Here is a 13,350-nt window from a genome sequence, read left to right on the forward strand (position 1 = left end):
GGGCGGCGTGGCAGATTTTGACTCTTTTTTAATAATGGATTTTCAATTCTATTCTTTCACGGGCATTTTTATCATCGGCGTGTGCGGGTATTAACAAATTCAGGCTGCATTTTCGGGTATTCTTTACTGATGTCGTCACTTTCCGTTTGGTTATTCTACGAATAACCTTATTCTTCCCCCCAGCGGTGATAAACGGGTAAGTTTTGTCTCAATATTATTTTTAGTACATGTTGGTATTTATGAACGGGATCACAAACAGACTGTTGGGCCGGGGGCGTTTTTGGGCATTCTTGCTCTGTTTTATGTCGCTGTCGGCGAGCTGCCAGGTCCTGGGTAAAGAGCTGGTGATGGCGACCACCTTTTCCCCAGGGGCCACGGCCTGGATTATCCAGCGCTGGCAGACGGAGCCAGGGTCAGTGATGATTCGCACGTTAAACCGGACCAGCGGTTCGCTTGAACAGTTGCTGGATACTGCGAATGCGGAAAACGTCGATCTGATTTTGACCTCATCACCCATGCTGTTGCAGCATCTTCAGGAGCATCAGAAGCTGGCTCCTTTCGATAATGCGCTGCCTGAAAGCCAGCGGCTGGTGCCAGACTCGATTCGCTCGACCTCCGTGGCTGTGGCGATATCAGGGTTTGGCCTGTTGATTAATCGTTCTGCGCTGGCGGCGCGGCATCTTCCGCCGCCTGCCGACTGGGGGGATTTAACGCAGCCTAAATATCAGAACGCGCTGTTGATGAGTAGCCCGTCGCGTTCCGATACCAACCACCTGATGGTTGAGTCGCTGCTGCAACAGAAAGGGTGGGAAGAGGGCTGGGCGACGCTGTTGGCCAGCGCCGGTAACCTGGTAACGATTTCATCACGCAGTTTTGGCGTGGCCGACAAAATTAAGAGCGGTCTGGGCGTGGCGGGGCCGGTTATTGATAACTATGCCAACCTGTTGCTTAACGATCCGCACCTTACTTTTACCTATTTCCCTCGCTCGGCGGTGTCACCCACCTATGTTGCCGTACTCAAGAATAGCCAGCACCCCAACGAAGCGCGTCGCTTTATCCGCTATCTGTTAAGCCCGGAAGGACAGCGGATCCTTGCGGATGCGAACACGGGGAAATATCCGGTCACGCAGCTCGCGCCTGATAACCCACGCGCCGCTCAGCAGGCTATTTTGATGAGCCAGCCCGCGCTTAATTATCGGCTGATCCTTAAGCGGCAACAGTTGGTGCAGCGGATGTTTGATACCGCCATCAGTTTTCGACTCGCGCAGCTGAAAGATGCCTGGCGGGCGCTATACAGTGCGGAAGCGCGCCTGAAACGCCCGCTACCCGAAATCAGAGCATTACTGACCAGCGTCCCGATAGACGCCAGAAGTAGTGAAGATGAGGCCTGGCTTGCGCAATTTGAGAATAAAAGCGTAGCCGAACAGCAGATGATGGAGTGGCAGCTCTGGTTTCTTAAAAATCAGCGTCAGGCGATATCCAAACTGGAAGAGTTAAAATGAAAGGTGGTTCGATACTGCAACGCCTGCGCCAGCTCAGCATCAGCAGTAGCCTGCGGGGAGCGTTTCTGACGGGCGCATTACTGACGTTGAGCGTAAGCTGCGTCAGTTTGTACTCCTGGCATGAGCAGAGCTCGCAGATACGCTATTCACTTGATGATTACTTCCCGCGCGTACATTCCGCTTTTTTGATAGAAGGAAATCTCAACCTGGTTGTGGATCAGCTTAATGAATTCCTGTTGGCCCCCAACACCACGGTAAGGCTGCAACTACGCAATCAGATTATTTCTCATCTGGACAAAATTGAGGTGCTGAGCCGGGGATTACAATCGGCAGAACAGCAGCAGTTGGCGGTGATTTTGCAAGACAGCCGGGCGCTGATGGCGGAGCTGGACCGGGTGCTCTACAACATGTTCCTCGTGCGCGAAAAGGTGAGTGAACTCTCCGCGCGCATCGACTGGCTACATGATGATTTTACAACCGAGCTGAATTCGCTGGTGCAGGATTTTACCTGGCAGCAGGGGACGTTGCTGGATCAAATTGAGGCCAAAAACGGCGATGCGGCGCAGTATCTCAAACGTGCCAGAGAGGTACAAAACGAGCAGCAGCAGGTCTACACCCTGGCAAGAATTGAAAATCAGATCGTGGATGATTTACGCGACAGGCTCAATGAACTGAAGTCGGGTAGCGACGACGGGATGCTGGTGGAGAATCATATCCGCTATCTGGAGAATCTGAAGAAAACGGCCGATGAAAATATCCGTACCCTCGATGACTGGCCCAGTACTATCACCCTGCGGCAAACCATTGATGAGTTACTGGAAATCGGGATGATGAAAAATAAAATGCCCGATACCATGCGCGATTATGTCGCCGCGCAAAAAGCGCTCGTTGATGCTAACCATGCCAGAGAGGCAACGCTCGGGCGTTTTCGAACACTGCTTGAGGCGCAGTTGGGGAGTAGCCATCAGCAAATGCAGATGTTTAACCAGCGGCTGGAACAAATTGTTCGCGTCAGCGGTGGACTTATTCTGCTGGCGACGCTGCTGGCGCTACTTCTCGCCTGGGGGCTCAACCATTACTTTATTCGTTCGCGTCTGGTGAAGCGTTTTACCGCACTCAACCAGGCCGTGGTGCAAATTGGTCTTGGCAGAACGGATGCCACCATCCCGGTTTATGGGCGCGATGAGCTCGGGCGCATCGCAGGATTGCTGCGCCATACTCTGGGCCAGTTGAGTGCGCAAAAAAATCAGCTGGAGCAGGAAGTGACAGAGCGCAAGGAGATTGAGTCCGATCTCCGGGCAACGCAGGATGAACTGATCCAGACGGCAAAACTGGCAGTGGTGGGACAGACCATGACCACGCTGGCGCACGAGATTAACCAACCGCTGAATGCGCTGTCGATGTACCTGTTTACGGCGGGAAGGGCAATTGAACAAGGGCAATCCGCTCAGGCCAGAAGTACGTTAACCAAAGCGGAGGGGCTGATTACCCGTATTGATGCCATTATCCGTTCGCTGCGTCAGTTTGCACGTCGGGCCGAGCCGGGCGCGCCTTTGCATCCGGTCGATCTGCGACAAACATTCAGCGCCGCCTGGGAACTGTTGGCCATGCGGCATAAGCCACAGCAAGGTACGCTGACGCTTCCAGCCCAGAGTGTATGGGTGACAGGTGATGAAGTGCGTATTCAGCAGGTGCTGGTAAACGTACTGGCAAATGCGCTGGATGCCAATCCGACTGGCGCGCAAATAGAGGTTCACTGGCAGGCTGAGGGCAGCCGATTGTGCGTCTTTGTCTGCGATAACGGCCCCGGCTGGCCGGAGGCGTTATTGCCATCACTATTAAAGCCGTTTACCACCAGTAAGGATGTGGGGCTCGGTATTGGCTTATCGATTTGTGTATCGTTAATGGGGCAAATGAACGGCGAACTGCGCCTGGCATCGACACCGGGGCGTAATGCCTGCGTCGTTCTGCAATTTAATCTGACGGATGTAAACGATGTTGTGTGATGACTATTCTGTTCTGCTGATTGATGATGATGCCGATGTTCTCGACGCTTACACTCTGTTGCTTGAACAAGAGGGGTACCGCGTCTACGCATGCAATAACCCTTTTGATGCCCGAAACTGGCTGCAGGCCGACTGGCCGGGGATTGTTCTGAGCGATGTGTGTATGCCTGGCTGCAATGGAATAGACCTGATGACGTTGTTTCATCAGGATGATAATCAGTTGCCAATCCTGCTTATCACCGGGCATGGCGATGTCCCGATGGCGGTGGAGGCAGTAAAGAAAGGCGCATGGGACTTTCTGCAAAAACCGGTCGACCCCGGCAAACTGCTGTCGCTGGTAGAGGATGCGCTGCGTCAGAGACAATCCGTGATTGCCCGTCGCCATTATTGCCAGCAAAAGCTTCAGGTTGAACTGCTCGGCTACAGTGACTGGGTCAATCAGTATCGTCAACGTCTGCAACACCTGGCGGAAACGGATATTGCCGTCTGGTTTTATGGTGAGCCGGGGACAGGACGTATGACCGGAGCCCGGTATTTGCATCAGCTTGGGCGCAGCGCTGATGGGCCGTTTATCCGCGGTGAACTAACGCCCGGGAACGCGGGACTACTCAATGACCTTATTGCACAGGCGCAAGGAGGAACGCTGGTCCTGAGCCATATTGAATGCCTGACGCGTGAACAGCAGCACCATCTGGTGCATCTACAAAGCCAGGAGCGGCGTCCGTTTCGTCTGATAGGCATTGGTGACACATCGTTAGTGGAACTGGCGGCAACCAACCAGATTGTGGCCGAACTCTACTACTGTTTTGCGATGACGCAAATCGGTTGCCAGCCGTTGTCACAGCGTCCGGATGATATTGAGCCGCTGTTTCGTCATTACCTGCAGAAAGCCTGTCTGCGCCTGAATCATCCCGTGCCCGAGGTTGAAGGGGAGTTACTGAAAGGCATGCGGCGTCGCGTGTGGTTAAGTAATGTTCGGGAACTGGCGAATGCCGCCGAGCTTTTTGCCGTTGGGCTACTCCCGCTGGCTGAAACCGCGAATCCGCAGCTGCATCTGCCTGAACCAACACCGCTCGATCGGCGGGTTGAAGAGTACGAGCGACAGATCATTACTGAAGCGCTAAATATTCATCAGGGGCGCATTAATGAAGTGGCGGAGTATTTACAAATCCCGCGTAAAAAATTGTATTTACGCATGAGAAAATACGGGCTGAGCAAAGAACACTATAAGTTTTAGTCGACAGGATTGGGGGAGAAGGGACGTCGAGAGTATTTCGGTGGCGGCGTTGGCGTTCACCGAAATAGGCAACGGAAGTCCGAGTGATTATCTGGTTGTTTTTCTTACCACATCAAATCATCAGGGATGACAAAATCAGCATACGGATCGTCTTCGTCCTTCGCTTCCTGGCTCAGCTCGCAATTTAAAACAATATAACTTGCATCGCGCTGCGCAATCTTGTCGGCGACGACAGCCGGGATAATGGCGTATTCGCTATCGTTGCCGCTTTCAGCCGTCAGTCGGACAATGGCCAAACGGCCCTTGATCAGCTGAGACTGAGTCACCTTATCAACATAGACTTTTTTGATCAGGTTATTATCAGTAAAGTTGTAACCAATATCGCCACGGGTAATGGTGATTTTATTCATTTCAATCAGTTGCTTGATCTGGGCTTTATATTCTTTAGACAGCGCGGCCTGTTTCTGCTGTTCGCTGAGCTGCTTGTCGCGCTCAATTTGCGCTTTTTTATTCTCTTCAACCGCTTCTCTGGCTTCGCGAGCCTGAACGCGCGATTTCTTCGCCGTTCTTTGCACTTTGGCCACTTTTTTGCTGCTGACCAGACCTGCCTTAAGCATCTGTTCTTGTAGGGTAAGTTTTGTCATCGTCGCTTCTAATCCAATAAAATCGTTGTCAGGATTATAACCTTAACGTTCGGCGGGATGCCAGAAAATGGCCGTGCCACGACGGTTATCTCCAGTAGGTGTCACCGTTCTGTGTCTTACTCCTTTCCGAATCGTGTTGATAGTTAACCCGTTTTTTAATAAGAAATAATATGCTGAATGATTTAACTAACTTGAGAATAGATATCATAAATATAAATATTCCAGTGATTTATCCTGATTGTCATAATCAAATAGAGTTATTTTGGCAGGTATTTAATCTAAAAAACAATCAGTTGTCTCTTGATCAAATTTAAAGTGCAGCCTCATTGCGCCGATAACCATAATGAAAATATGGACAATGGAGGGAAGTGGCATGTGGTGGGTTTATCGAATGCCGATGAAAATGAAGTTAATAATCGCGCTACAACCACTATTATTGGCGTTATGTTGGTTTGCTGGTTCAGGAATATTGACGCGCATTGAGACAGAACGGCAGATGGAAAATATTGCTCAACTGACAGCGCTCGCGCGTAGTGCCGGAAATGTGGTGCATGAGCTGCAAAAAGAACGGGGAATGAGCGTCGGATTTCTGGGGGCAGAAGGGAAGACGTTCAAAGATGAGTTAACCGCGCAGCGGGCTTTAACCGATCGCGAGATCGAGGTCTTTGTGCGTTCACTGTCCGATACTGCATTACCAGAAGGGGATGCCGCCAATTCTGTCACCACGTTTAAGAAAAACATTCTGTCGCTTGCCACCATCCGGGAAAACGTCACGCGATTGGGGCTTCCGGCCTCCGATGTCGTTAAGTTTTATACTAATGTCATTGCTGATGTGCTGAGTTTTGTGGGCAGGTTGGGACAGTTGACGGATTCAGGCGAGATGGCGAACGCATTCGCCGCCTACTACAACTTGCTGAATTTGAAAGAACAAGCAGGTATTGAACGCGCGCTGCTGTCAAATATCTTTTCCTCCGGTCATTTCGCCGAGGGGCAGTTACATCAACTCAGTGATGTCGTCAGTAAACAGAACGTCTGGCTGGCACAATCGTTGCGTCTGAGCCCACCGGAACAGGCGGCCATGCTGGAAAGCCGCTTACAGTCCACAGAAGCGTCAAAAGCCCTCTCATTACGCGAAACCGCGTTTAGTCATGCCGCGAACGGTGGATTTGATGTCGATCCTACTGTCTGGTTCAAGGTTCAAACCCAGCGTATTGAAGTGATGCGGCAGATAGAAGATGTGACGGCGAATCTTCTGTTAGCGAATGCGGAAAAACTCGCGCAGGATGCACGAAAAAACTGGCAAATATATATGATTGTCAGCTTGTTAGCGCTCTTGGCATCATTGGCGTTCGCAGGGGCAATCGCTATCAATATGCATCGTCAATTTAGTGACACGCTCCGCAAGATTGCGGGTATGAACGGCGATCTGACTCAACGACTGGCGACCCCAGGGAAAGATGAGCTTTCCTCACTTAATCGCGCCTATAACACGATGCTGGAAAGTATTCAGCATATCGTCCAGGAGATTAAACAAGGCTCCGTGGTTTTATCCGATGCCAGCAGCAGTATTACGGCGGGTAATCAGGACCTGGCCCAACGCACGGATGAACAGGCAGCATCAATAGTACAAGCGGTGGCCAGTATGGAACAGCTCTCCACGACGATTACGCAAACGGCGGACAATGCCCGCGAAGCGGAGCATCTGACAATCAGGCTGGAAAAAGAGGTCCGCCAGGCCAGTAACGTCGCCAGTGCGGCAAATCAAAGCATGGGGGATATTCGCTCTTCCAGTGAGAAAATCTCGAATATTGTGACCTCGATAGACGATATTTCGTTTCAGACTAACTTGCTGGCGCTGAATGCGGCAGTGGAAGCTGCACGGGCAGGAGAGATGGGCAGGGGGTTTGCGGTTGTGGCCAGTGAAGTGCGGAATCTTTCGCAGCGTTGTGCCAAAGAAGCTAATCAGATCCGCGAGCTGGTCGCGCAGAATATGGTAAAAATTAGTGAGGGTGTTGAGCGGGTTACGGCGTCCGCTACCGCGCTAGAAGCCGCGGCGGACAATACCACCAGCATGAAGCAATATATTGCGGATATCGCTCGTGTAGCGACGGAACAATCGCAAGGGGTAACTCAGATTAACCTGGCACTGCGACCTATGGAGCAGGTCACGCAGCAAAACGCGGCGTTGGTTTCTCAGGCCGCAAGCGACAGCCAGCGCCTGGACAATCTGTCTGTCACCATGAAGGATCTGGTCAATCGTTTTGTTGTCTGACCTGACGCCGTTTAACCGACCCGGACAACATACCGGGTCGGTTAAGCCTCACCATCTTATCGTGAGCTTCATACTGTTAACGTTGGGTCATAACAACTTTTCGCCGAGCATATAATGTGACTGCTGACAGCTGAAAATCCAAATATCCTGTCATTAGTTTTCGGGATTTGAGTTCTTTCATCGTAATACCACTAATATGGCTTTCATCTATCAGTTTCTTTATCTCCGCAGTGCTGAGCAAAAGCTGGCGCTTCAGTATCGATAGCACACTAATCTGAAAAGAATGGGAAAGTCTGATGCTTACGGTGACGTTCTGGCCGGTTTTGATGCTGACCTGCCACTGCTCCTGAATACGAAAATCAGGTTTACCTGCAAGTTCAGCCTTGTTACGGCTCAGGGTCGCTTTATCATTGGCAAAATAGTGAACCGTACTGGCATCGTTGGTGATAAATCGATGATACAGCTCGTGATTAATTTTGCTGATGTGAAGCCGTGAAAACAGCGAGATATTCCATGTATATTCGCAGTGGGTGCATTTATAAATGCTCCAGATATCGAGCACTTTCTTTTGCGAATTGACTCTGAATGCGCCGGAAGGTGCGAATTCGCGTTTTACATTACATGATGGGCAGCGCTTAGCAATGCGCTGGTAACCGACAGGGGTGACAGTCCATGTGACTTTCATACTGTACCTTTTTTAACCCAAATAAATTCGGATCCGTTTTGAACGAACCATCGTTTTTATGTGAGAAAAATATTTGTTAGATATTTTTCAGCGGGTTAAGAAAAGATTTCTAACACAGTGATCCTGTCTGCCAACAAATGAATCTTGCGAGATTATCAGTGTGGAAGCCTTCAAGTATATGAGTTCAATCAATATTCATTATGTTGCCAAGGTTGAAGTAACTGCGGATGCCGGGCCCCCTGGTGACTTCTACCAGCAGGTATTTTTAGAGGGATGCTTGTTGATAAGATAATGTTGTATGCGGTCAGCGTGCGGGTAAACATTTCTCCGGAGCCGGTTGCGTATACCGCCACGGTTTCATTGTTGGCATAATTTCTGCGTTACCCTGGATCACCAGCCCTATCGACGGCCGCGTCTCTCACCATGCAAGAGCAGTCAGTAAGTTACTAAGGGGCAAAGTAGCGATAATTCCACTGCCTATACCTGCGGGCTTCCGGTTGCAGTCTGTCGCTGGTAAAGTGAGCAACCAATACCGAGATGTGGCCAGAAGGGAATTCCGAGTGACCGAACGTATTGATTATCAGACTGAAAAATACAGCTTTACTGAGGCGACTGAAAGTTCCCGTCTGGCTGGCCAGTGGGCTGATGTTATTGCTGAATGTCGGGAAATGAAGGCGGGTCCGGAAGAGCGTCTGCGTATTGCTTTATTGAATGTGGACTATGTGACCAGCTTTGAGCTGCCTTTCCGTTTGTTATTACTCCGTACCCCGCAACTGATTGCCAGCGTTCGTGAAGAGCTGCAACTTAGTCAGAAAAACGTAATCTTTAACGGTAAACGCTTTGGTTGTGTTTACAGCCTGAAAGCGAGTCTCGGCGGGATACCGGATGAATTTCAGTACCGCCTGTCGCATCGTATTCGACGCATTAATCGTGCAGGTTCAAGCGAAGCGCCATATCAGCAAATTGCTAAAACGGTGAAAGCACCGCGTGAGCGTCTGAAGCTGGCACTGGAATCAGGCCTTGATGTCACTGCTTTGGACGGGCTTTTCTGGTTTGGCAGCCAACGTATTGCTGCTGACGTACTGAGGCTGAGAAAATCAGGGATGCGGATAGCTACTGAGCAGACAATGGTGTCCGACAATCTTACTGCAACGGTGAGGAATGTGCCGTTTTATCGCCTGGCTCAGGGATGAACTGACAGGTAAATGAAAGGATTTAGCCGGATGCATTAAATTAAAAGTGTCCCCTGCAGGAATCGAACCTGCAACTAGCCCTTAGGAGGGGCTCGTTATATCCATTTAACTAAGGGGACGAAGCGGCACGAGTATAGCGTTTTTTACTCACAACGGTAAGCCTCAGGCCGCCCAACTGCTCAAACCGTCACCATTCAAGCCTGTTTTTTCTGGTTTTTCTGCTTTTGCTCATCCCGCCTGGCTTGCAACCTGGCTTCTTCTTTGCGTTTATTGCTCATATCATTGCGGATCTGCGCATGGCTCATCAGCGCGAAGATAAACGTCCCGCCACAGATATTCCCGGCGAGCGTAGGGAGAGCAAAGGGCCAGAAGAAATCACTCCAGTGCAGCGTACCATTAAAGACCAGATAGAGAATTTCCACCGAACCGACGACGATGTGCGTGGTATCGCCCAGCGCAATCAGCCAGGTCATCAGAATAATGACCACAATTTTTGCTGCCCCGGCGGCGGGAAACATCCATACCATTGTGGCAATTAACCAGCCAGAAATGATGGCGTTGGAAAACATCTCCGTTGGCGTGTTTTTCATCACATCCATGCCGATTTTGACAAAAGCATCGCGGGTTTCTTCATCAAAAATCGGCATATGCTCAAACGCCCATGCGGCAACCCCGGTGCCAATAATATTACCTAGCAGAACCACACTCCACAGGCGCATCAGCAGGCCAAAATTGCCGAGCGTAGGGTTTTGCATTACCGGCAGGACGGCGGTGACGGTATTTTCGGTAAACAGTTGCTGGCGGGCCATAATGACAATTATAAAGCCGAAAGTATAACCGAGGTTCTCCAGCAAAAATCCTCCAGGCACACCTTCCAGTTGCACATGAAAAATTCCTTTAGCCAGTAGCGAGGCGCCCATCGAGAGTCCCGCAGCGATGGCTGACCACAGTAGCGCCATCGCGTCGCGCTCCATTTCTTTCTCCCCATCCTGGCGGATATGTTCATGGATCGCCATGGCGCGGGAGGGGAGTCTGTCCTCATCGACCTCAATCTTTTTACCCTCTAGCTTTTCGTCACTGTCGACCTGGAGTTCGTCGCTGTGCCGATCAATCTTTTCGTTCTCAATGTCATTCATAGCCGAATCCTGAATTAGCACGTATTGCTAAAGCGTAGCGGCTTTTGCCCGAAAATCAGCGGGAGAAAGTCTGAGATAGCAAAAATGGTAACGTTTGTTTTTATTGGGGTAGCTAGAATAGAGCCGCCACGGAGTACGCATTACCAGGCTATGATCAAATCAGTAACACAGGGTATATAGACATCATTTGACGTGCTGTTACAATCGCTCACATCTAAACAGGCGGATACGTCATCGTTCCGTCATGGATGGCAATCAGCGATAGCCATAATACACAGGGAGACACTTATGAAGCTTCGCCTGTCGGCGCTTGCGCTGGGAACCACACTTTTGGTGGGGTGTGCGAGCTCTGGTACTGAACAGCAGGGGCGTTCGGACCCATTTGAAGGGTTCAACCGCACCATGTACAACTTCAACTTTAATGTTTTAGATCCATACGTTGTTCGACCGGTGGCAGTTGCCTGGCGTGATTATGTCCCGCAGCCGGCGCGTAACGGTTTGAGCAATTTTACCGGCAACCTTGAAGAGCCGGCCGTTATGGTCAACTACTTCCTGCAAGGCGACCCCTATCAGGGTATGGTGCACTTCACCCGTTTCTTCCTGAACACCCTGTTAGGTATGGGCGGATTTATCGACGTGGCGGGTATGGCTAATCCGAAGTTACAGCGTGTTGAACCACACCGTTTTGGTAGTACGTTAGGCCACTATGACGTTGGTTATGGACCGTATATGCAGCTTCCATTCTACGGCAGCTTCACGCTGCGTGATGATGGCGGCGACATGGTGGATACGCTGTATCCGGTACTGTCCTGGCTGACCTGGCCGTTGTCGATAGGTAAATGGACGGTTGAAGGGATTGAAACCCGCGCGCAACTGCTTGATTCCGACGGTCTGCTGCGCCAATCTTCCGACCCTTACATCATGGTGCGAGAAGCTTACTTCCAGCGTCATGACTTTATTGCGAACGGTGGCAAACTCAAACCAGAAGAAAACCCGAACGCGAAAGATATTCAGGACGATTTAAAAGAGATCGATTCCGAGTAAGGAAGGTTGAAAATAAAAAGGTGAGCTAAAAAGCTCACCTTTTTTATATCTGAAGAAAATCAGAATGCGTAGTTGAAGTTGGTACCGAACAGCCAGGCTTTACCTTCAGAATCGAAAGTATATGGGCCTTCTTTGACGGTCACTTTCTGGCCGTGCATATAAGAAACGCCTACGTCAATAGACGCGTCATCATTGAAGGCGTAAGTGGTACCCGCACTCAGCCACAGACGGTCCTGGTCCGGAATGGAGATGGAACGCTTGCTCGCAGGAACCGGGCTATCGTCATAGGCGATACCGGTACGGAAGGTCCAGCTTTTATCCATGTAATAAGTCGTACCCAGCGCGATGCGGTAAGAATCTTTGAACCCTTCTTCTTTATAGAACAGCGTCTGCCCGTTGGTGCCGGTTGCTTTCAGCTCCTGGAACTGACTCCAACTGGTGTAAGCCATGCTGTAGTGAATAGCCCACTGTGGTGCTACGCGGTTGTAACCCGACAGTTCCCACATTTCCGGTAGGTTAAGCGTCAGAGAACCTGGGACAGTCGCGTTGGTGGTTCCCCAAGGGAACGCCGTGCCTGCGCCAGGTAACGCGTTGGCCTGGGTGCGGATGCCGCTCTTGTAATCGCCATCGAAGTCGATTTTGACTTCAGAACGATACGTTAAACCGTAGCGGTTATTTTTATCCAGCTCGTACAAAATTCCGGCGTTCCAGCCGTAACCCCATTCGTCACCTTTCAGGCTGGCAATTTTCTGGCTGACTTTTGGCAATGCAGCAGTTTGTTCACCGGAATAACGCTCAATTTTTGCATCGGCATAGACGGCATTAAAACCAACGCCAAAGCTCCAGCTATCATTCAGACGGTAGGCACCGCTCAGGTTCAGGTTGACCGTTTTAAGATCGGTCTTCCCGCCGTATTCGCCGACGATGTAGTTGTCGTTAAATTCGGTTGCCAGGCCATAGTTTGACGTGACAGAAGCCCCCCAACCAAACTGTTCGTTGATCGGCATTACGAAGTGAGCATTGGGAACCCACGCCGTAGGCGCGATGTTGTCCGCATCGGTGCTGCGTCCGGTGTATGGCGATTTACCGGAAATATTCACGTCTGGATCGATATACACCGCACCCGCTGAAAAAGTAGGGCGGTCAAACATCATAATCAGCGCCGGGTTACGACTGGCGTTACCTGCATCATCTGCAATAGCGCCTTCACCCGAATATGCCCGGCCAAGGCCAGAGGAAGAAAATTCGTTTAACTGAAAGCCTGCAGACCAGGCCTGTGTGGAGATAATTGCCACTGCGACTGCGAGAGCAGACTTTGTAAACAGGGTTTTCTGGCTCATGACCATAACCTCATTGATTTATTTTTATACAAACAATGTTACATACCGTAACAGGAGCGCGAAGTGTAGGGTCTGAGGTACAACTTAGAAATCAGACCAGTGCCGAGAGTATAGGTCTGACCAGCTGAAATGTTGCAAGTATGTTTATAAATATTTTCAATTCTGATCTCGGAAACGCGATCCAGCTGGCAAAATTGCGGGTATGCACACTCACCTGTTTGGGTGATTTTTGTTTTAGATCATTTTTAAGTGTGATTTCGGTCACTTATCCCATTTCATACAATTAACGAC

At 50.4% G+C, this 13,350-nt stretch carries 10 protein-coding genes and 1 tRNA gene; 6 read left to right on the forward strand and 5 right to left on the reverse strand.

Going from position 1 to position 13,350, the window contains the following annotated elements; all coding sequences use genetic code 11:
- Positions 1-308: 308 nt before the first annotated feature.
- From pgtC to pgtA, 3 genes are read left to right on the forward strand one after another with little or no spacing between them, the layout of a single operon-like run.
- Positions 309-1,502, forward strand: a complete 1,194-nt coding sequence (gene pgtC / locus HV311_RS07270) for a phosphoglycerate transport regulator PgtC (RefSeq protein ID WP_369707203.1) — start codon at positions 309-311, stop codon at positions 1,500-1,502.
- An 11-nt stretch (positions 1,503-1,513) separates the two neighbouring features.
- Positions 1,514-3,508: a two-component system sensor histidine kinase PgtB gene (gene pgtB / locus HV311_RS07275; RefSeq protein WP_191221183.1), complete on the forward strand. Its 1,995-nt coding sequence runs from the start codon at positions 1,514-1,516 to the stop codon at positions 3,506-3,508.
- Positions 3,498-4,745, forward strand: a complete 1,248-nt coding sequence (gene pgtA / locus HV311_RS07280) for a two-component system response regulator PgtA (protein ID WP_016153887.1) — start codon at positions 3,498-3,500, stop codon at positions 4,743-4,745. Before pgtB ends, pgtA begins: the two co-directional genes overlap by 11 nt.
- A 104-nt stretch (positions 4,746-4,849) precedes the next feature.
- Here pgtA and HV311_RS07285 read toward each other — a convergent pair whose 3' ends face one another.
- A complete protein-coding gene (locus tag HV311_RS07285; RefSeq protein WP_181635302.1) occupies positions 4,850-5,389 on the reverse strand; it encodes a DUF2058 domain-containing protein in 540 nt (179 codons plus the stop codon).
- Between the two features lie 373 nt (positions 5,390-5,762).
- On the opposite strand from HV311_RS07285, the gene HV311_RS07290 reads away from it, so the two are divergent.
- On the forward strand, positions 5,763-7,661 hold the full coding sequence (locus tag HV311_RS07290) for a methyl-accepting chemotaxis protein (protein ID WP_016153885.1): 1,899 nt from the start codon (positions 5,763-5,765) through the stop codon (positions 7,659-7,661).
- 76 nt (positions 7,662-7,737) lie between these two features.
- Here HV311_RS07290 and HV311_RS07295 read toward each other — a convergent pair whose 3' ends face one another.
- Positions 7,738-8,346 (reverse strand): DUF1062 domain-containing protein, encoded by a 609-nt coding sequence (locus HV311_RS07295; protein ID WP_191220914.1) that lies wholly within the window; start codon positions 8,344-8,346, stop codon positions 7,738-7,740.
- Positions 8,347-8,906: 560 nt separating this feature from the next.
- Between HV311_RS07295 and HV311_RS07305 the strand changes: the two genes are divergently transcribed.
- Positions 8,907-9,539 carry a DNA-binding protein gene (locus HV311_RS07305; RefSeq protein ID WP_047500165.1) on the forward strand — a complete coding sequence of 211 codons (633 nt, stop codon included), beginning with the start codon at positions 8,907-8,909 and terminating at the stop codon, positions 9,537-9,539.
- 47 nt (positions 9,540-9,586) lie between these two features.
- Here HV311_RS07305 and HV311_RS07310 read toward each other — a convergent pair.
- A tRNA-Arg gene (locus HV311_RS07310) sits at positions 9,587-9,658 on the reverse strand.
- Between the two features lie 75 nt (positions 9,659-9,733).
- Positions 9,734-10,675 (reverse strand): formate/nitrite transporter family protein, encoded by a 942-nt coding sequence (locus HV311_RS07315; protein ID WP_047416338.1) that lies wholly within the window; start codon positions 10,673-10,675, stop codon positions 9,734-9,736.
- A 288-nt stretch (positions 10,676-10,963) separates the two neighbouring features.
- On the opposite strand from HV311_RS07315, the gene mlaA reads away from it, so the two are divergent.
- A complete protein-coding gene (mlaA, locus tag HV311_RS07320) occupies positions 10,964-11,719 on the forward strand; it encodes a phospholipid-binding lipoprotein MlaA (RefSeq protein WP_003028190.1) in 756 nt (251 codons plus the stop codon).
- Positions 11,720-11,778: 59 nt separating this feature from the next.
- Here mlaA and fadL read toward each other — a convergent pair whose 3' ends face one another.
- The gene (gene fadL, locus HV311_RS07325) at positions 11,779-13,059 is read right to left on the reverse strand and encodes a long-chain fatty acid transporter FadL (RefSeq protein WP_016157062.1); all 1,281 of its coding nucleotides are present in this window, start codon (positions 13,057-13,059) and stop codon (positions 11,779-11,781) included.
- Positions 13,060-13,350 lie beyond the last annotated feature (291 nt).

It is taken from the genome of Citrobacter sp. RHBSTW-00881, from assembly GCF_013728515.1.
Taxonomy (GTDB): domain Bacteria; phylum Pseudomonadota; class Gammaproteobacteria; order Enterobacterales; family Enterobacteriaceae; genus Citrobacter; species Citrobacter braakii.